Consider the following 19,998-nt stretch of genomic DNA (forward strand, 5'->3'; position numbering starts at 1 on the left):
GAACACCGCCGCTTGACGCAAGCGAGGGCTTGTTGACCGCAGGCCGCTTCAGTCAACCCCTCGCAACCGAAACGGCCTGCTATCCTTGACCAAACGACTCCCATGATCGGAGGATCCATGAACGCAACGTTCACGCTACCGCCCTCATCTGGTCGCAACCGCAATCTACCCCTGACGGCGGGCCTGCTTGCATGCCTTGCCCTTTACACGATCGACGCGGTTTGCCTTGCGTTCGTTCCGAACGAAGGACGCACCCTCGCTGCCAACATCGCCGTGCCTTTCGATCTGATGGTGTGCGTGCCCGCAGCTTTCTACTTGCTAGTGATCAAGCCCCGCAAGCTATCGCCCGTAGCCGCGATCCCCGTCATATACGCAGGCTTCGTCGTGTCGATGCTGGTCATGCAGCCCGGATCGTTTTCCCTGCTGACCGTGCTGCTTCCGATGATGCTCGCCGTGGAAGCGGTCATCCTCGTACGCGAGATCGCCCGCTTCTTGCGCGTTTTTCGCGCGGCGCGAAAAGAATCCACCCGCCCGATAGCATGGTTCGAAAAGCCGTTTTTCGAGCTCAGCCGCAACGAGACCGCATCGCACCTCTGCGCGCTCGAATGCTCTATCTGGTATTACGTGCTTGCCTCATGGCGCTCGAAGGCCGACGTGCCCAACGGCGCCCGTCCGTTTTCCTGCCATAAGGAAAGCGGGTACCTGGCGCTTTCAGGAGTGATCATGGCGTTGCTTCCCATCGAGGCCCTGGTCACGCATTTGCTGGTGGCGAAATATTGCGAACCGGCGGCCATCGTGCTGACCGTGCTTACCGCGTACACGCTTGTCTGGTTCATCGGGAACACGAGGGCGGTGGTCCTCAACCCTCTTCTGGTGGACGACACGTCCGTAACGGTGCGCTGGGGAGCCTACTTCAGCGAGCGCGTGCCCTTCGCTTCCATAGCGCGCATCGACCGCCGGGAAGAACCCGACGTTCCCAAGAGCGAGCGACTGAACATGGCCGTCATGGGCGCGCGGCCCTGTTGGATCGTGCTGCACGAACCGCGCATCATGCGGACCCTTCTTGGAAAGCCGCGCGCAGTGCGAGCCATAAACGTCTCGCCCGACAATGCGTCCGATTTCGAGAAATCGATCGCCGCACAGCTGTCGAAACGCTAGCGGTCGGACACGTCGACGAAGCGCACGCGGTTCTTGCCCGCGCGCTTGGCCCGGTACAGCGCGCGATCGGCAACGCGGAACAACCCCTCGTACGTATCGGCGTCCAGCCCCGCAAGCGCGCATCCTGCACTCAACGTCACGGGGCCGTCGAAGCCTTGCAGGCATTCCGCCTTTCGACCCAGTTCGCACGCGAACTCCCAAGCGCGGGAGCGATCGGCATCGGGCAGGAACACCGCGAACTCGTCGCCGCCCACACGCGCGGCCGTCCGTGCCTCGCCCTCCAGGGTCGACTCCATCGCCTGCGCGACGTGCACAAGCAGGTCGTCTCCCACCGGATGCCCGAACGTATCGTTGACCAGCTTGAAATCGTCCACGTCGAACACGAGCAGCGCCCCGCAGCCGTTCGTCAGGCAAGCGGGCAAGGCCCGATCGACCAAGCTCGATACCGTTCCCTGGTTGAACAGCTTCGTAAGCGGGTCGCGCCGCGCCTGGTCCACCAGATCGTCGATCAAGCGACGCTCGTCGGTAATGTCTTTCCAGCTTCCCACCGTTTTCGCCACGCTGCCGTTCCGGTCGCGAAGAAGCGTGACGTGTATGCGAACCCATCGCCATTCGCCCCCGTGTATCGGCACCACGTGGCGAACCTCCATAACAGCCGAATCCTCTGACTGCAGCGCCTCGGAAAGCCGAGCGTAATCTTCCGTGCGCATGCGCGTTCCCTTTTTGATCATATCCGAGTAGCAGGGGAAGCGCCGCTCCTCGCTGGACAGCTCTTCGCCCGAACCGGAGATTCGCTCGTATTCGACCAAAACATCTTGCACGTTGTCGTACTCGAACAGAACGTCCGTCACGCTGCGCAGCGCGATTCGATACCGCTCCCGTTCCAATTCAAGGGTTTGAGTCTTCTCGCGCAGCAGCCGCTGCAAGTACTCGTAGCTTTGAGCGCCCGCCTCGAACGGAAAGTACAACTCGTCTTTCATCGCCTGGTAGGGATTGGACACATGCACATGGCGGATGAGCAACCGTCCGTCGGATTCGACCAGATAATAGCTGCACCTTTGGTGCTCCTCGAGAACCATGCCCGTGCTCTCATCCGTGCGAACGCGATAACGACCCATGACCAGGCACGTTTCGCTCGTAGTGCTTGCCAAGCAGAATTCCTCGTCGGAAACCACGCAGGCGGGAGTGAGCGGCGCCTGTTCGACGAAGTACGCCACGATGGCGGCCTTGTCCGTGAAAAACTCAACCTCGCCTGCGCCTATCCACGAAAAATCGTCCGTAAAGCGAGAGAGCACGACGTCGATCGCCGTGCCGGAATAAAACAGCCGAACGGTATCGGCCACGAATTCGATCGCTTGCCCAAAGAGCGGATTCATCGGCCCTCCTCCCCCGCATGCCTTGCCTGCGCGTGCACGCGCATAAAACTCTCTCGGGGAGTATACAACCTCGACCGCTCCTCGGGGGAGACAACGAGCAAAAACGTAGCAGGAAGATCAGCTATTGGCAATGAACACGAGGCCGATAAAGCCAACGACAAGAAACGTGCAGCACAGGCCCACCGTATTGCAGACGCGCCGCGCGCGGGCATCTGACCCCGCGATTCTTCGCGTCACCGCGTACAATCCCAAACCAACCGCGGCGCCAAGCGTGTTGGCAATCAGATCGGTCGCATCCGACGCCCCCGCCGCAAAAGCAAACTGCAGCACCTCGAACGCCAAGCTGGTCGCCGCCGCAAACGCCAAGCCGATCGCGAGCGGTCGCTTTCCCAACAGCATTCCCATGTACAGGCCGAACGGAACGAAGACCACTAGGTTCTGCACGACTTCGGAATAATCAGGCTCGCCGTTCACAACCAGCGCGCCCGCCAAGGGCACCACGTTCACGCTGCGCATCGTACCGAACACGTCCAACGAAACCTGCATCTTGAACAGGATCGCCCACACGAGCACCACTGCGTAAATCGCGAACAGCGCCCCTGAGATTCCGCGGCTCCCCAGCACGGACCGCCCGCCCGCCGATACCTCGCCCATGACCTTCGACCCCTTCCCCGGCGGCTGCGCAGACCCCCGATCTTTCCGTTGCCAGCCCATGGTAGCCAAGCAGGCGGAACGGCACGACGAAAGGTCAGCTTTCGTTTCCGCAGGTTAAGAAAAATTAAGAGAGCTTTAAGGGACTTCGGGAACACGAGCCTTTTCGTTTTAAGCACCCGAATTCGCGGGGCGCTGCGGGGTATCGTGCCCCCAACGCACAAAAAAGCCGAGCGCTGCATGCGCCCGGCCTGGTGTTTCGTGGAGCCAGTGACAGGACTCGAACCTGCAACCCACAGTTTACAAAACTGTTGCGCTACCATTGCGCCACACTGGCCCGTTGCGAAAACGCGCCCGAATATTGTACGACATCGCTCGCGATTCGCAAAGCGCCCGCAAGAAATGCATGATAAGCCGAACCGATTCTTCGCACCTCGAGGCTCTGCGCAGCGCACGCCAACGCACGCACCGCGCCCCGCAGCGCGCCGCAAGCCGAGCGAAGCCCCTCCTACTGAGACGACCCGGGCTCTTCCACCCGCAACGCGCGATACAGGCGATCGGGCACCAAGCTGACCAGGTCGTCGGTCCAGCGCACCAGGTCGGTCGGCGCATCGGATCGGAACCAATCGTTGAGCACCTCGCACTCCAGCTTCGAGAAAATCTCCACGATGAAGCGCATGTTGTCGTTCACGGTAACGTGGCGGTACTTTTCAAGCGTTTCCAGCAGAACCGTCTTACGGTTCTCGGGCATGACCGTCTGGCCGAAAGGCGTGTTGATGCTGTACTGGATCGACTTGCGGTAGAAATCGCGCTCCTGATCGATCAAGCGTAGATGGTGGTAGTACCCCGTTTTCCAGTCGACGGTTCTCCCGATCTCGTTCAGGTAGAACTGTCGACAGAAGATGGAGTGCCACCAGGGAATGTCGTACTTGCTTTGGAAATGGCGGTAGAACGTCTGGCGCGAGATGCCGGCATTCTCGCATATCTCGGCAATCGTGATGCGATCGAGCGACTTGTCGACAGCATGCAGTATCTTCATTTTCGTTCGCAACTCCGGCGACCCGAAAATATCCTGGCCATGCGCAAGATCCGGCAGCATGCAAAGCCTCCTCTTTGAACGTTCCCTTACCCAGTCCCCTGCAAGAAATCTGTCCACCGAATTAAACATACCCCACAAAAACGCCTGACAGCACGTTACATTCTTGCACAATCGTCCGGTCTAGTTTACATGCAGTCCCTTTGATTCCGCAACACGGACATACTGCGGGCCTTGTGCAAACCCCCCACGACACCCACCGCGCCACGACCTTTGAACAGCCGCGCGGCGGCCATCACAATATCTTCACAGAGGTGGACATGCCACCCGAAAACCTTGGCGGCAACGCAGGATGCGCTGCCGGAGAAAGGAGACTGTCATGGCGAAGATAGTCAATTCTTGGAACGACTGGGATCCGTTGAAGCGCGTGATCGTCGGCCTCTGCGACAACTCGGTCATCCCGCCCGAGGAGCCCGCGACCTCCGAGAAGGTGCCCGTCGACTCCGAGATGCGCGGCATGTGGGGCCTTCGCCCGCTGCGCACGGTCGAGGTCGGCAACGCCTGCCTCGAGAACCTCGTGAAGGCGCTCGAGGAGCGCGGCGTGGTCGTCGACCGCCCGACGCCCCTGCAGTGGAACCAGGCCATCGGCACGCCCGACTTCCGCAACGACTCCATGATGACCTGCATGCCGCCCCGCGACATCCTGCTCACCATCGGCAACGAGATCATGGCCTCCGCCAACTCCTTCCGCTGCCGCTACTTCGAGTACCTGGCCTACTGGCCGCTGATGAAGCAGTACTTCGACGAGGACCCGGACTTCCTGTGGACCCAGGCCCCCCGTCCCCGCTTGACGGACAAGTCCTACAAGCACAACTACTACGATGAGAAGATCAGCCTGGAGGAGCGCCTGGTGCGCACCGCCAACAAGGACTTCGTCACGACGGAAGTCGAGCCGATGTGGGACGCCGCCGACGTCATGCGCATGGGCAAGGACCTGTTCATCCAGCACGGCCTGACCACCAACCGCACGGCCATGGACTGGTTCCAGCGCTACTACCCCGAGTACCGCGTGCACGCCGTGAACTTCCCCGGCGACCCGTACCCGATCCACATCGACGCGACCTTCGTGCCGCTGCGCCCGGGCCTGATCATCAACAACCCGCAGCGCAAGCTGCCCGAGGAGCAGCGCGCGATCTTCGAGGCCAACGACTGGCAGATCGTCGACGCCGCCCAGCCGGCGCACTCCGAGCCGCCCGAGTTCTGCTACAGCTCCGTGTGGCTGTCCATGAACTGCCTGGTCCTCGACCCCAAGACGGTCATCGTGGAGGCCTCCGAGGTCTACCAGCAGGAGGAGATGGACAAGCTCGGCATGAACGTCATCCCCGTCGACCTGCGCGGCGCCTACGCCTTCGGCGGCGGCCTGCACTGCTCCACGGCGGACGTCTACCGCGAGGGCGAGTGCCTCGACTACTTCCCGAACCGCGTCGCCGACCCGACCCTGGTCCGTCCGGAGATGTGGAACGACTAGTCGCTTAACCCGTTGCTGGAAGGTCCGGTACAAAACCGGGTCTTCCAGCCCTTCCAGAGCCCCCGGCCCCCAAGGGCTTCGTTCCGCCTATGCGACGGCGCTCCTTGTTCGAAGATCCCAGGGAGCCGGTCGGCTTTCCCCTTTATCATCACATTCATGCCAAAGCGGCGCCGCAGCGTCCGCGTGCCTCGTCGTACCCCGAACCTTTCCATACCCGCAACCGGGCAACCGCACTGAAGGACTCGGGCGACACGACGCCGCCCCCAAGGAGGGATACATGAACCAGCAAGCGAAATACAAGCTTATCGGCTTCATCATGATGTTCGCTTCATCATCGCTGATGGGCGGCATTGGAGCCTTCACCCGCTTCATCGACGCGCCCGGCGACTTCGTGTCGTTCTGGCGCAACTTCGCAGGCCTCATCGCCCTGTCGATCATCTTCTGCTTCATCGGAGGAAGCTGGAAGAAGCTCAAGGAAACCCGGTTCTCCGGCATGATGCTGCTCTCCGGCGTGTTCTTGGGCCTGCTGTCCGGCCTGTACTGCCTCTCCACGCAGTACACCACGTTGGCCAACGCATCGTTTCTTATCTACACCGGCCCCATCTACTCGACCATCCTCGCGGCGATATTCCTGAAGGAGAAGCTCAACATCAAGGGCATCCTCTGCATCGTCGCCGTAGTCATCGGCATGCTGTTCATCGTGGGCATCGTGACGCCCGAGGGCCTGACGCTCGACCTCGATCCCAAGTACACCTTCGGCAACGCCATCGCCTTCGCTTCCGGCGTGGCCTACGGCCTGTACCTGTTCTTCTCGCGCTACCGTGAGGACTGCGATTCCAACGTCCGCTCCTGGTGGAACTTCCTGTTCGGCTCGCTGTCCATCGTCGTGCTGCTCATCTGGCACCACTTCTTCCTGCAGCCGCTGTCCTACACCGAGAAGATCAACGGCGTGACGCAGTTCGATGCGAACGGCCAGATCATCACCCATGCCTGGAACATGTTCACGATGCCCGGCTCGTCTTGGGTCGTGCTCATCGCCGCAGCGCTCATCACCGGCTTCGGCGCGTTCTACCTGCTGACCCATGCTACCAAGCGCCTGAAGGCCGGCGAGCTGGCCGCCATCTCCTACCAGGAGACCATCATGGCATCGCTTTTGGGCCTGTTCATGTTCGGCGAGACGATGACCGCCTTCCAGATCATCGGCGGCGCGCTCATCATCATCGGCGGCGTGGCTCAGATCTTCTTCTCGACATCGGCAGCAAGCAAGCAGGGCGAAAAGATGGAGAAAGAAGAGGAGATACGCGAGAACCTTGAAGCGCGGCTAGATGAAGAGCAAGCAAAAGAAGCCTTGAGCTAGCCGATCCTCACGCAACAAGAAAGGAGCGTGCACCTATGAAGATCACGAGCAACCTGACTCACATCGCCACCGAGATGGAGTTCGAGGCGCCGCTGAACGAAGAGGAGCTGCGCGCCGCGTTCGAGGGCAACGGCTTCCAGGGATTCGCTGCCGAGCTCGATATCGCCGAGCGCACCGAGGACCACGTGCAGATGATGTCGCTTGCCGACCTGCTCGGGTTCGCGAAGGCATCCGGCCTGTCCGCGGTGACCTACGACGTGACGTACTTCCCGCATGCCGACGCCGCCGAGGTGGACTACCAGCTGAAAGAACTGGCCCACGACCTGGAGATCAGCGCCGAGGTCATCCGCGACCTGTGCGCCGACGAGATCCAGGAGTACCTGGCGCTCGACGCCAAGCGCGACGCGAGCCTGCCCGTCCACAGCATCGTGGAGGCGTACACGGGCGGCACGGCGTTCGCCTGGTACGGCATGCGCGACTACCCGCGCCTGAAGAGGGTCATCCTGGCCAAGCTGGCCCAGGGCGGCCAGCAGGCCAAACGATCCTTTATCTTCCGCGCCAGCAAAGCGCAAGTCGACTTGCTGGAAAACCGATAGGAGGCGCACCGTGAAAGCAACGGTTTACATGGAGGAGATGGACGCGTTCACGTACCGCGAGAAGCTTCGCAACGATGCGGTGGTGTTCGTGCCCGTAGGCGCCCTTGAGCAACATGGATCGCACATGGCCATGTGCGTGGACGCCGCCCTCACCAAAGCCATGGCAGGAGCCACGGCCGAAGCCCTGACCGCCTACACCGAAGGCGCGATCGAGGGCATGGTGGCCGCGCCGATCAACTACGGCTACCGCTCCCAGCAGCGCTCCGGCGGCGGATTCCACCTGTCGGGCACGACCAGCCTGCGCGGAACGACCCTCATCGCGCTCTCCCGCGACATCGTGTTCAGCATCATCCGACAGGGAGCACGCAAGATCGTGCTGATGAACGGCCATTACGAGAACTTCCAGTTCATCTTCGAAGGAGCCCAGCTGGCCCTCGAGGATGCGCGCAAAGACGGTATCGACGACGCGAAGATCCAACTGCTCTCGTACTGGGACTTCGTGGACGACCAGACCATCGCCGAACTTTATCCCGAAGGCTTCACCGGATGGGACCTCGAGCACGCCGGCGTCATGGAAACCTCGCTCATGCTCCTGTTCTACCCCGACCTGGTCGATATGAGCAAGATCAACGATCCGCTGTACGACGGACTGCCCGCCACGCTTCCCAACTACGACGTGCTGCCCATCATCGCCGATTACACGCCGCCTTCGGGCTGCCTGTCGTCCCCCGCAGCATCGTCGCGCGAAAAGGGCATCATCTTGCGCGACGTGGCCGTACGCAACATGGTAGGCGCCATCAAGCGAGAATTCGCCTAAGCGCAGGGAGCGGCCCTCATCCGAAACCGGCAACATCCACGGCCTTCCGGCGCCAACCGCCAGGAAGGCCGTGCGCGTAAAAGGAGCATCATGACCGCATCGTACACCATGCTTCACGTCTTCGCTCCCAACGAAGCCGTTCACTTCCTGGGAGACTATCACGAAATCCTAGAGGGGGATTGCCATGCATACGCACGCAGTTGAGAAAAAAGTCCCGTTCAAAGTAGCGCTCTCGTCGTTCCTCGGCAACTTCATCGAGTGGTTCGATTACGCAACCTACACGTACTTCGCTATAACCATCGGCATCGTGTTCTTCCCTGAATCGGCAGTGAACTCAACGCTGCTCGCGTTCGCGGTGTTCGCGATCTCGTTCGTCTTCCGTCCGCTGGGCGCCGCGTTCTGGGGCAGCATGGGAGACAAGAAGGGCCGCAAGTGGTCTTTGTCCATGTCCATCTTCCTTATGACGGGCGCAGCGTTTCTCATCGGCTGCCTGCCCTCGTACGAGACCATCGGGCTTCTGTCGCCCATCCTGCTCATCTGCCTGCGAAGCGTGCAGGGGTTCTCGGCCGCAGGCGAGTATTCGGGCGCTGCCGTATTTCTGGCCGAGTACTCCCCGGCCAACCACCGCGGCAAGTACTGCTCGCTCGTACCCGCTTCGACCGCAGCCGGCCTGTTGGCCGGTTCGACCGCCGCGCTGATCATCAAACTGCTGCTGCCCGAAGCCGCCGTTATCGAATGGGGCTGGCGCATACCGTTTCTGTTGGCAGGCCCGCTGGGCTTGATCGCGCACTACATCCGCACCAAGCTTGAGGATTCCCCGACGTTCGAGCAGATGACCTCCGACACCAAGCGCGTCAAAGAAGCCCCCAACCCCACCCGCCTCGTGTTCAAGAAGTACCGCAAGCGCCTGCTTGCCAGCATCGCGGCAACCATGGTGAACTCGGTTGGGTTCTACCTGGTGCTCACGTACCTGCCCACGTACTTGACCAGTTACGCGGGCATGGAAGCGGCACCCGCCCAGTTCGCAACCGACGTTGCGCTCGTCGCCTACATCCTCATCGTGCTGGGCGCAGGCAAGGTATCGGATATCGTCGGGCGCAAGAAGATGCTCCTGGGCGCCTGCGTCGCCTTCATCGTGCTGAGCATACCGGCTTTCACCATGCTGAACACAGCTTCGCTTCCCATCGTTATCGCAGCTGAGCTGATTCTGTGCATCACGCTGTCCATCAACGATTCGAACATCGCCTGCTACCAAGCCGAAATGTTTCCCACCGAAGTGCGCTACACCGGCGCCGCCCTGGGATCCAACATCGCCTACGTGGTGTTCGGGGGAACCGCGTCGATGGTCGCGACCGCGCTTATCGACGCAACGGGCAACGGCATGGCTCCGGCGTACTACATGATGGGAATTTGCCTGATCGCTGGCATCATCCTTCTGTTCACCGCACATGAGTACAAGGGCGTTCCGCTGAACGACATCGAATAGCATTCGCAAGTTCGCTCGCTTCACGGCAGATTCCTGCGAAGGCAAGCGCTCGACTGCAAACCGAGCGGGCCCCGCAAGATACGCCGCTATTCGCCAGAAGGACCGACCGCATCGCAGTTCAACGATGCGGTCGGTCCTTTCTCTTCGCAAGCGCAGCCCCGCTTTCGCCGTCAGGCGAGCGACCGCCCTTTGCGCATACCGCTCCAGCGCAACCGAAAAGAACGTCCGCCGAATCCCCCTGCCATGCGCTCCTTCTCCGCTATACTGGTCTTTGTCAGCAAATCACGCGGGCCAGCCCGCGATCAGGCCGCATCGACCGCACACCGCCAAGGAGAGTTCATGAGGAAGCGCGACGACCTCGTACGTACCGACGACTGCGCCGCCGATCAGGCGATAGCCCCCAATAAAAGAAGAATCCCCCTTCCGCTCAAAGTGTTCGGCATCCTATCGATGGTCATGGGCGGCGCTTTGGCAGCCTTGCTTGCGCTGCTCGTGATCGGCACGGCGCTGCTCGTCCAAAACGGCGCGTTCGAAGGCGAGCTCTCGTCGGCAACGCTCATCATCTTCATCGTGGACACCGTGCTCATGACCGTGCTCGCAGCCATGTTCGCCGTGTTCGGCATCCGCCTGCTGCTCAACAAGCGACGTCATGCCGCGGAAGTCGCGGACGTGATGATCGTCGTGCTGGTCGGAATCGTCCTTTGCAGCATCATGCTTGACGGCCTGAACCTTAGCTTGGCCGCCTACGGCGCAATAGCCGTGTTCCTTGTTGTCATGCAAAGCTACCTCGACCCCTCTTTGGCGCAAGAGCGCGAACTGCAGCGTAAACTGCGCGACATGGAAACGCGCGAGGCGGCCGAAGACGGCACGCTCGGCCGCGACGAAACGGGCAAGGGATTCATAGCCCTCAACTTCTTCAACCTGTTCTGGATATTCACGGTCTGCTGCGTGCTCGGGCTCATGCTCGAGACCGTCTACCATTTCGCCGTGGTGGAGCCGGGCCACTACCAAGACCGAGCCGGCATGCTCATCGGGCCCTTCTCCCCCATTTACGGATTCGGGGCGGTTCTCATGACCATAGCGCTCAATCGGTTCCACAACAAGAACGTGGTGCTCATCTTTTTGGTAAGCGCTGTTATCGGAGGTGCGTTCGAGTATCTGACCAGCTGGTTCATGCAGTTCGCTTTCGGTATCGTAGCCTGGGATTACTCGGGCACGTTCCTGTCCATCGACGGACGCACCAACGGCATGTTCATGGCCATGTGGGGATTCCTCGGCGTGATATGGATCAAGGCATGCCTGCCCTGGATGCTGAAGCTGGTGAACCTGATACCTTGGAACTGGCGCTACACCATCACCACGGTATGCGCGGTTCTCATGATCGCCGACGGGGCAATGACCCTGCTCGCGCTTGATTGCTGGTATCAGCGCATGGCGGGAACGGCCATTCAGGATTCCGCGGTGGTTCAATTCTTCGACGAGCATTTCGACAACCAGTACATGCAGGAACGCTTCCAAAGCATGTCGATCGATCCAGGCAACGCAACGCGCGCGAAATAGCAAAAGGGAACCGACCCGGTCAAGCCTGCGCAGAGCCGGTTGCAGCCGCGCGCACGGCGCGGACGGCCAAGCGCCCCAGAACCACGCCCGCCAGGCAGGCAACGACGCTTCCGCATGCGTACGCCGCCCCCGTGACGTACTTCCCGCGTTCGATAAGCGTCAGCGTCTCCAACGAGAACGTCGAAAACGTGGTGAAACCGCCGCATACGCCCGTCTTCAAGAACAGGACCGCATTGTCGGACATGCCGGGCCACACCGTAGCAGCCTCGAACACGGCCCCGATAACCACGGCGCCGACAAAGTTGATCAGGAACGTCATGAGCGGAAAATCGCCTTCGAGGGGAACAAGCCCCAGCAGATAGCGGCCCACGGCTCCCACGAACCCGCCAAGACCCACGCACAGCATCGCCATCATGTCCTGCTCTCCTCCTCTTCGGAACCTGCCCAGTATAGCGAAAGGCCCGTGCGTGCGCACCGGAAAACGCCTTATCGTGCGCGCCCTTGCACCGAAAGACCGGCCGTAGCGAACACCGGGGCAGAACAGCAACAGGGCGCGAACCTCGCCCGTTCGATTGACAACGAACGTTCGTTTGCGTATTATAGCGTACAGATATTCTTACGAACATTTGATCGCGCGAACGGATGACCGCATGGATCTACTTGCGAAACTCGAAATCCTCGCCGATGCGGCGAAATACGATGTAGCCTGCACGTCCTCGGGCATCGATCGCGACGCCCAGAAGGGCAAGCTTGGAAACACGCTGGCTGCCGGCTGCTGCCACAGCTTTGCCGCAGACGGGCGGTGCATCACGCTTTTGAAGGTGCTCATGACCAACGCTTGCGTGTACGACTGCGCCTACTGCGTGAACCGCGCATCCAACGAAGTTCCGCGCGCTGCGTTCAAGCCAAGAGAGTTGGCGGATCTCACCGTGTCGTTTTATCGACGCAACTATATTGAAGGCCTGTTTCTCAGCTCGGGAGTTATCCGCAATCCCGACCACACCACCGAGCTTATGATACGAACGCTCGAGATTCTGCGCGAGGAACACGGCTTTCGCGGCTACATCCACGCGAAAGCCGTGCCGGGGACATCGCCCGAGCTGATCGATCAACTCGGGCACCTTGCCGACCGCATGAGCGTGAACCTAGAACTTCCTTCACAGCAAAGCCTGCGGCTGCTCGCCCCCGAAAAGGACAAGCAGCGCATTCTCTCGCCCATGAAGCAGATACGGGACAACATAGCGGTCGACAAGGACACGCGCGCGCTCATGCGAAGGGAAACCACGTACATGACGCAGGTCAGCCCCAAGCGAAAGGAACGAGCCTTCGTACCCGCCGGCCAATCGACGCAGATGATCATAGGAGCTACGCCTGAAAGCGATTTTCAAATCCTGAACCTTTCGGCAGCCCTCTACCGTACGCTCTCGCTCAAGCGCGTGTTCTTCAGCGCCTACATGCCCGTGAACGACGATGCGCGTCTTCCGGGCGCCGATGCCGTCCAGCTCAATCGCGAGCACCGTCTCTACCAAGCCGATTGGCTCCTGCGGTTCTACCGCTTCGACGTGACGGAGATCATCGACGAGGCGCACCCTTTTCTCGATCCCGATTTGGACCCCAAGGCAAACTGGGCTATAAACAACCTCGATTTCTTCCCCGTAGAAGTGAACACCGCTCCCCTTGAGTCGCTGCTGCGCGTTCCGGGCATCGGCGTACGGGGAGCAAGGCTTATCATGCGCGCACGGCGCACGACATGCCTACGCGAATCCGAGCTGCGCAAATTGGGCATAGCCTACAAGCGGGCACGGTTTTTCATAACCTGCGGGGGCACCTACGCAGGGCGCGGAGCCGATTTTTCGCCCGAAGGACTTCGAGCGCAGCTGGCGGCGCCCATTAAGGGCGGCGCGCACGGCCGCCGGTCCGCCAAGACCACCCCCGGGCAACTAAGCTTGTTCGAAAAGGTCGAAACGCCCGAGAAGCTGCGTGCCGCCGGCAAAGACCCGCGCAAGCTCGACACCGGCGCTCCCCCGACAGCGGACGGCTCCTTTGGTTGGCAACGCGCGCTCGAACCGCGCACGACGGTTGCCGTATGAGCAATCCTCACAACAGCCGAAACACCGCCCGGCCGGTGCGCGAAGAGCCCTTGCAGGATGTTGCCTACGCATACGACGGTACGCCGGAAGGCCTGCTGACGGCGGTGTTCCAAGCCTACGCCAATCGCGAAGACCCGCAAGATATCGCCCCCGGCAACACATTGCAGCCACGCCTGGGGCAAACCGTCCGCACCATAGAAACCGACATGCAGCTTGCAATGCGGGTTCGCAAAGGCATCCAACGTACGTGCGGGCAGACGGCGTTCGAGGCTGTTCTGCACGCCGCGCTGTCAGACGACCCGAACACCGGAGCCATCGTGTACCGATTCGTGCGCTACGCCATGTCGCGCCGCCAACCGCACGACTGCGCCCGATGCCCGAAACGGCATAGCTGCGCCGGTATCCCCAACTGCACCGCAGCGTCGGCAAGAAGGTCGAGCGTGCTCGACGACCTTGCGAACCCAGCGGTCGGGCCCCTCGTCAAGCTCGACCGGGCGGTCATGAACGAACGCCACCGCATGCTCCAGTTCCTGCGCTTCGAGCACCTGGAAAACGGAGGCTGGTTCGCGCGATGCAGCCCGAACGCCTCCGTGGTGCCCCTGGTCATGGACTGGTTCGCGGGCCGCTTCAACGCGCAGCCCTTCGCGGTGCTCGACGAGCGGCACGCCCTGGCCGGCGTGTACGAGGGACGGGGCTGGCGGCTCGTGCGCACGGACCGGATCGACCTCCCCGCGCATGCGGCGGACGAGGAGCTCATGCAGGCGGCCTGGAAGCGATTCTACGACGCGACCACCGTCGAGGCCCGCTACAACCCCGAGCTGCGCCGGCGGTTCATGCCCGAGCGCTTCTGGAAGGACCTGACCGAGATGCGCGAGGGCGCCCCGAGCGAGGGCCTGGCGCGCTGAGGGAGCCGAGGCGCGGCCGACCGGCGGGGCCCGCCCCCTCGAGCGGCGGACGGCCCCGCGCAGCCCGCCCCCCAAACGCGAAAGGGCCCCGGGGCCTGTTACGGCTCCGGGGCCCCTGGGTCTCGGCGGAATACGCCGAGCGCCCTGCGCGAGCGCGACGTCCTATCCTCCCACAGCCTTGCGCTGCAGTACTTTCGGCGATGGCGGTCTTAACTTCCGGGTTCGGAATGGGACCGGGTGATCCCCGCCTCCAAGGTCGCGCTCGCGCAGGGCGCTTGGGCTCCGCGCGGCTTCTATGCCGCAGGGCGCGCTCTCCGCGCCACCCTGGCGGTTGCACAGCGTTCGGTCGTGACGGACCGCGAACAAGCTCCAATGTGTGAAGACGAAGAGCTCGGGCTATTAGTACCGCTCGGCTGAGGCGATCGCTCGCCTTGCACCTGCGGCCTATCGACCAGGTGTTCTGCCTGGGCCCTTACCGAAAAGAGGACTCATCTTGGAGACGGCTTCCCACTTAGATGCTTTCAGCGGTTATCCGTGCCGGACGTAGCTAGGCAGCCGTGCCGTTGGTCGACAACTGCTGCACCAGAGGTCCGTCCACCCCGGTCCTCTCGTACTAGGGGCAGACCTCCTCAATCCTCTTGCTCCTGCGGAGGATAGGGACCGAACTGTCTCACGACGTTCTGAACCCAGCTCGCGTACCGCTTTAAATGGCGAACAGCCATACCCTTGGGACCGACTTCAGCCCCAGGATGCGATGAGCCGACATCGAGGTGCCAAACCTTGCCGTCGATGTGGACTCTTGGGCAAGATCAGCCTGTTATCCCCGGAGTACCTTTTATCCGTTGAGCGACGGCCATTCCACTCTGGGCCGCCGGATCACTAGAACCGAGTTTCCTCCCTGCTCGACCTGTACGTCTCGCAGTCAAGCCCGCTTGCACTCTTGCGCTCTGCAGACGATTGCCAACCGTCCTGAGCGGACCTTTGCGCGCCTCCGTTACTCTTTAGGAGGCGACCGCCCCAGTCAAACTACCCGCCTGACACGGTCCCTGCGCCGGATCACGGCCGCAGGTTAGATCGCCGACGCGACGAGGGCAGTATTCCAAGGCCGGCTCCACGGGAACTGGCGTCCCCGCTTCGAAGCCTCCTGCCTATCCTCTACGCGCCGAGCCAACGATCAATGTCAAGCTGCAGTAAAGGTTCACGGGGTCTTTCCGTCCTTCCGCAGGTAATTCGCATCTTCACGAATAATACAATTTCACCGGGTCCATGGTTGAGACAGCGCCCAAATCGTTACGCCATTCGTGCAGGTCGGAACTTACCCGACAAGGAATTTCGCTACCTTAGGACCGTTATAGTTACGGCCGCCGTTTACTGGGGCTTGGCTTCAGGGCTTCGCCTTGCGGCTGACCCATCCGCGTAACCTTCCAGCACCGGGCAGGCGTCAGACCCTATACGTCGCCTTGCGGCTTTGCAGAGTCCTGTGTTTTTGATAAACAGTCGCTTGGGCCGTTTCGCTGCGACCCCCGGCCGCTCCGGACGCGAGGTCCTTCACCGCCAGGGGCACTCCTTCTCCCGAAGTTACGGAGTCAGTATGCCGAGTTCCTTAACCATGGTTCTCCCGATCGCCTCGGTATGCTCTACCCGCCCACCTGTGTCGGTTTTGGTACGGGCGCCGATGTCCCTTCCTAGAGGTTTTTCTCGGAAGCATGGGCTCGCCGACTTCGCCAAAAGGCTTCGTCTCGCGTCTCGGGATGCATGCGCGGCTGGTTTCCATGCCGCGCTCCCTACGCGCTTTCACGGGGACGTCCAGAACCCCGCTCGGCTACCCTTCTCCGTCGCCCCATCGGTGATGACGGTCCATCGGCGGTACAGGAATGTCCGCCTGTTGTGCATCGGCTACGCCTTCCGGCCTCGCCTTAGCTCCCGACTGACCCTGGGAGGATTAGCCTTGCCCAGGAACCCTTAGGCTTACGGCGGCGGCGTTTCTCGCGCCGCTCTCGTTACTCATGCCAGCATTCTCACTTCCACGCGGTCCACCGCAGGTCGCCCTGCGGCTTCGCCCCCCGTGGAAAGCTCCCCTACCACTAATGAAATTAGTCCGCTGCTTCGGTACCATGCTTAGCCCCGTGAATTGTCGGCGCATGTCCACTTGACCAGTGAGCTGTTACGCACTCTTTAAATGCATGGCTGCTTCTAAGCCAACATCCTGGTTGTCTAGGCAAACGCACATCCTTTGCCACTCAGCATGGATTTGGGGACCTTAGCAGGCGGTCTGGGCTGTTTCCCTCTCGAACACACAGCTTAGCCCACATGTTCTGACTCCCGGACTCTGAAATGGCGGCATTCGGAGTTTGGTTCCTGTCGGTAGGCGGTGAAGCCCCCTCGAGGATCCAGTGCTCTACCGCCGCCATTGAACGTCCGAGGCTAGCCCTAAAGCTATTTCGGGGAGAACGAGATATCTCCGGGTTTGATTGGCCTTTCACCCCTATCCACGGGTCATCCCCTCCGTTTTCAACCGAAGTGGGTTCGGCCCTCCACGGGGTCTTACCCCCGCTTCAGCCTGCCCATGGATAGCTCACCCGGCTTCGCGTCTGCAGCATGCGACTAAAACGCCATCTTAAAGGCTCGCTTTCACTGCGGCTCGCTTAAAAGCTTAACCTCGCCGCATACCGCAACTCGCTGGCTCATTCTACAAAAGGCACGCCGTCACAGCGCATAGGCTGCTCCGACTGCTTGTAGGCGCACGGTTTCAGGTACTGTTTCACTCCCCTCTCGGGGTGCTTTTCACCTTTCCCTCACGGTACTGGTTCGCTATCGGTCACAGGAGAGTGTTTAGCCTTGGAGGGTGGTCCCCCCAGCTTCGCACCGGGTTTCACGTGCCCGGCGCTACTCGGGTGCCGCGCTCGGAGGGGGCGGGGCTTCGCGTACGGGGCTCTCACCCTGTTCCGCCGGCCTTCCCAGGCCGTTCCGCTGCCGCGCCCCTTTGTCACTCCGCCCATGGTCTGAGGCCCATGGGATGCTCGGTCCCGCAACCCCTCATGCAGCAACGCCCTCAAGCTTACACATGCATGGGTTTGGGCTCGCGCGGTTTCGCTCGCCGCTACTCCCGCGATCTCGGTTGATTTCTCTTCCTCCGGGTACTTAGATGTTTCAGTTCCCCGGGTTGCCTTCCGCCGCCCTATTTCGTTCAGGCGGGGATAGCAGGGCATGACCCCTGCTGGGTTCCCCCATTCGGAGACCTGCGGATCAAAGGGTGTTTGCCCCTCCCCGCAGCTTATCGCAGCTTGCCGCGTCCTTCGTCGACTTCCTGTGCCAAGGCATCCGCCGTGCGCCCTTAGTATCTTCGTCTCTTCGGATCTCGTTCAGTATGGTTTTTGGGTATCCATATCGATGTATTCGCGATCGTGATAGATGCTCCATTACTTTGACAGACCACCCGATGGAATCGGTGATATGCATGTGATGAAGATCTTCTTTGTCACTTTAAACGCTATGCAACTGTCAAGGTGCGCGGGAAGGCGCTCGCCTTCCCGAGGCTTCGAGAGCCTCGGAAGCCGGATGCTGAGAGAGCGGGATGCGAGAGGGCCTTCGCGACGGGCCCGCGGACGGGTCTTCCGTTTCTGTTTCTTTTCCATCCAGGCGAGGGAGCTTCGCTCGACCTCGTCGGACACCTGAGTGTCTCCCTAGAAAGGAGGTGATCCAGCCGCACCTTCCGGTACGGCTACCTTGTTACGACTTCACCCCCCTTACCCTCCACACCTTCGACGCCTCCGCCCCTTTCGGGTTCGGCCGGCGGCTTCGGGTGCAGACGACTCGGGTGGTGTGACGGGCGGTGTGTACAAGGCCCGGGAACGTATTCACCGCGGCATGCTGATCCGCGATTACTAGCAACTCCGACTTCACGGAGGCGGGTTGCAGCCTCCGATCCGAACTGGGGCCGGCTTTGAGGGATTCGCTTCCTGTCGCCAGGTCGCAGCCCGTTGTACCGGCCATTGTAGCACGTGTGCAGCCCAGGGCATAAAGGGCATGATGACTTGACGTCGTCCCCACCTTCCTCCGGCTTGACGCCGGCAGTCCCGTATGAGTCCCCAACTCAATGCTGGCAACATACGGCAGGGGTTGCGCTCGTTGCGGGACTTAACCCAACATCTCACGACACGAGCTGACGACAGCCATGCACCACCTGCGCGAGCTCCTCTCGGCCACCGGGTCTCCCCGGCTTCACTCGCATGTCAAGCCCTGGTAAGGTTCTTCGCGTTGCTTCGAATTAAGCCACATGCTCCGCTGCTTGTGCGGGCCCCCGTCAATTCCTTTGAGTTTTAGCCTTGCGGCCGTACTCCCCAGGCGGGACGCTTAATGCGTTGGCTTCGGCACGGAGAGGCGATCCTCCCCACACCTAGCGTCCATCGTTTACGGCTAGGACTACCAGGGTATCTAATCCTGTTCGCTCCCCTAGCTTTCGCACCTCAGCGTCAGTGTCGGCCCAGCAGGCTGCCTTCGCCATCGGTGTTCTTCCCGATATCTGCGCATTCCACCGCTACACCGGGAATTCCGCCTGCCTCTACCGAACTCGAGCGCGCCAGTTCGGAACCCGGCTCGAGGTTGAGCCCCGAGGTTAGAGGTTCCGCTTGGCGCGCCGCCTACGCGCGCTTTACGCCCAATGAATCCGGATAACGCTCGCCCCCTACGTATTACCGCGGCTGCTGGCACGTAGTTAGCCGGGGCTTCTTCTGCAGGTACCGTCGTCGGTCTTCCCTGCTGAAAGCGGTTTACAACCCGAAGGCCGTCGTCCCGCACGCGGCGTTGCTGCGTCAGGGTTGCCCCCATTGCGCAAAATTCCCCACTGCTGCCTCCCGTAGGAGTCTGGGCCGTATCTCAGTCCCAATGTGGCCGGTCGGTCTCTCAACCCGGCTACCCGTCGAAAGCACGGTGGGCCGCTACCCCGCCGTCTACCTGATGGGCCGCGACCCCATCCCTTGCCGCTCGAGGCTTTCCCGGCCCCTCCATGCGGAGGGGCCGGAGCATCCGGTATTAGCCTCGGTTTCCCGAGGTTGTCCCGGAGCAAGGGGCAGGTTGGTCACGTGTTACTCACCCGTTCGCCACTGTATGCCCACCCGAAGGTGGCTTAACCGTTCGACTTGCATGTGTTAGGCACGCCGCCAGCGTTCATCCTGAGCCAGGATCAAACTCTCCGTTTAAAAGAGTGCGGCATCGCTGCCGCGTTCGATCTTGGTTTCCCGCCGCCCGCTCCCCCGAGGGGTCCGCGGCCGGCCGGGGTCCGTCTCATGCGGATCCGTTCACTTGGCTTTTTTCTCGCTTGTTCTGCTTCTCAGTATCCGGTTTTCAAGGTTCTCCGCCTGGGGCCGAAGCCCGAAGCGCAAGGAGATATACTACCCGTGCCCCCGCCCGGCGTCAAGAACTTTTTTCGAAAAGTTTGG

The 19,998-nt window shown here is 61.3% G+C and carries 13 protein-coding genes, 1 tRNA gene and 3 rRNA genes; 9 read left to right on the top strand and 8 right to left on the bottom strand.

Annotation, left to right across the window (positions count from 1 at the left end; genetic code table 11):
- Positions 1-102: 102 nt before the first annotated feature.
- A complete protein-coding gene (locus LG373_RS06895; protein ID WP_225749378.1) occupies positions 103-1,158 on the top strand; it encodes a hypothetical protein in 1,056 nt (351 codons plus the stop codon).
- On the opposite strand, the gene LG373_RS06900 is transcribed toward LG373_RS06895, so the two are convergent.
- The 4 genes from LG373_RS06900 to LG373_RS06915 form a co-directional block, all read right to left on the bottom strand.
- Positions 1,155-2,534 carry a sensor domain-containing diguanylate cyclase gene (locus LG373_RS06900; RefSeq protein WP_225749379.1) on the bottom strand — a complete coding sequence of 460 codons (1,380 nt, stop codon included), beginning with the start codon at positions 2,532-2,534 and terminating at the stop codon, positions 1,155-1,157. The two genes, LG373_RS06895 and LG373_RS06900, sit on opposite strands and share 4 nt — an antisense overlap.
- Positions 2,535-2,651: 117 nt before the next feature.
- Positions 2,652-3,188 (bottom strand): VanZ family protein, encoded by a 537-nt coding sequence (locus LG373_RS06905; protein ID WP_225749380.1) that lies wholly within the window; start codon positions 3,186-3,188, stop codon positions 2,652-2,654.
- Positions 3,189-3,447: 259 nt separating this feature from the next.
- A tRNA-Thr gene (locus LG373_RS06910) sits at positions 3,448-3,522 on the bottom strand.
- Positions 3,523-3,693: 171 nt separating this feature from the next.
- Positions 3,694-4,284, bottom strand: coding sequence for a TetR family transcriptional regulator (locus LG373_RS06915; RefSeq protein WP_114567474.1), 591 nt, complete (start codon positions 4,282-4,284; stop codon positions 3,694-3,696).
- 316 nt (positions 4,285-4,600) lie between these two features.
- Here LG373_RS06915 and LG373_RS06920 point away from each other — a divergent pair, with 316 nt between their 5' ends.
- From LG373_RS06920 to LG373_RS06945, 6 genes are all read left to right on the top strand, one after another.
- Entirely contained in the window at positions 4,601-5,749 is a 1,149-nt protein-coding gene (locus LG373_RS06920; RefSeq protein WP_225749381.1) for a serine/threonine protein kinase, read from the top strand.
- Positions 5,750-6,026: 277 nt separating this feature from the next.
- Positions 6,027-7,106 (top strand): DMT family transporter, encoded by a 1,080-nt coding sequence (locus LG373_RS06925; protein ID WP_114568020.1) that lies wholly within the window; start codon positions 6,027-6,029, stop codon positions 7,104-7,106.
- 35 nt (positions 7,107-7,141) lie between these two features.
- The gene (locus LG373_RS06930) at positions 7,142-7,702 is read left to right on the top strand and encodes a hypothetical protein (RefSeq protein ID WP_216530015.1); all 561 of its coding nucleotides are present in this window, start codon (positions 7,142-7,144) and stop codon (positions 7,700-7,702) included.
- Positions 7,703-7,712: 10 nt separating this feature from the next.
- Positions 7,713-8,519: a creatininase gene (locus LG373_RS06935; RefSeq protein WP_114568022.1), complete on the top strand. Its 807-nt coding sequence runs from the start codon at positions 7,713-7,715 to the stop codon at positions 8,517-8,519.
- A 184-nt stretch (positions 8,520-8,703) separates the two neighbouring features.
- Positions 8,704-10,005 carry an MFS transporter gene (locus LG373_RS06940; protein ID WP_114568023.1) on the top strand — a complete coding sequence of 434 codons (1,302 nt, stop codon included), beginning with the start codon at positions 8,704-8,706 and terminating at the stop codon, positions 10,003-10,005.
- 339 nt (positions 10,006-10,344) lie between these two features.
- A complete protein-coding gene (locus LG373_RS06945) occupies positions 10,345-11,565 on the top strand; it encodes a putative ABC transporter permease (RefSeq protein ID WP_225749382.1) in 1,221 nt (406 codons plus the stop codon).
- A 19-nt stretch (positions 11,566-11,584) separates the two neighbouring features.
- Here the strand turns inward: LG373_RS06945 and crcB are convergent, their stop codons facing one another.
- Positions 11,585-11,980, bottom strand: coding sequence for a fluoride efflux transporter CrcB (crcB, locus tag LG373_RS06950; protein ID WP_114568025.1), 396 nt, complete (start codon positions 11,978-11,980; stop codon positions 11,585-11,587).
- A gap of 235 nt (positions 11,981-12,215) precedes the next feature.
- Here crcB and LG373_RS06955 point away from each other — a divergent pair, with 235 nt between their 5' ends.
- Positions 12,216-13,655 (top strand): putative DNA modification/repair radical SAM protein, encoded by a 1,440-nt coding sequence (locus LG373_RS06955; protein ID WP_225749383.1) that lies wholly within the window; start codon positions 12,216-12,218, stop codon positions 13,653-13,655.
- Positions 13,652-14,560: a TIGR03915 family putative DNA repair protein gene (locus LG373_RS06960; RefSeq protein ID WP_225749384.1), complete on the top strand. Its 909-nt coding sequence runs from the start codon at positions 13,652-13,654 to the stop codon at positions 14,558-14,560. The genes LG373_RS06955 and LG373_RS06960 overlap by 4 nt, the downstream gene beginning before the upstream one ends.
- A 149-nt stretch (positions 14,561-14,709) precedes the next feature.
- Here the strand turns inward: LG373_RS06960 and rrf are convergent.
- The 3 genes from rrf to LG373_RS06975 form a co-directional block, all read right to left on the bottom strand.
- A 5S ribosomal RNA gene (gene rrf / locus LG373_RS06965) occupies positions 14,710-14,824 on the bottom strand.
- Between the two features lie 115 nt (positions 14,825-14,939).
- Positions 14,940-17,908 (bottom strand): 23S ribosomal RNA (locus tag LG373_RS06970).
- A 339-nt stretch (positions 17,909-18,247) separates the two neighbouring features.
- Positions 18,248-19,758, bottom strand: a 16S ribosomal RNA gene (locus tag LG373_RS06975).
- The 16S, 23S and 5S rRNA genes sit together here, the layout of an rRNA operon.
- Positions 19,759-19,998 lie beyond the last annotated feature (240 nt).

Origin of the sequence: Paraeggerthella sp. Marseille-Q4926 (assembly GCF_916618935.1) — a bacterium.
GTDB lineage: Bacteria > Actinomycetota > Coriobacteriia > Coriobacteriales > Eggerthellaceae > Paraeggerthella > Paraeggerthella hominis.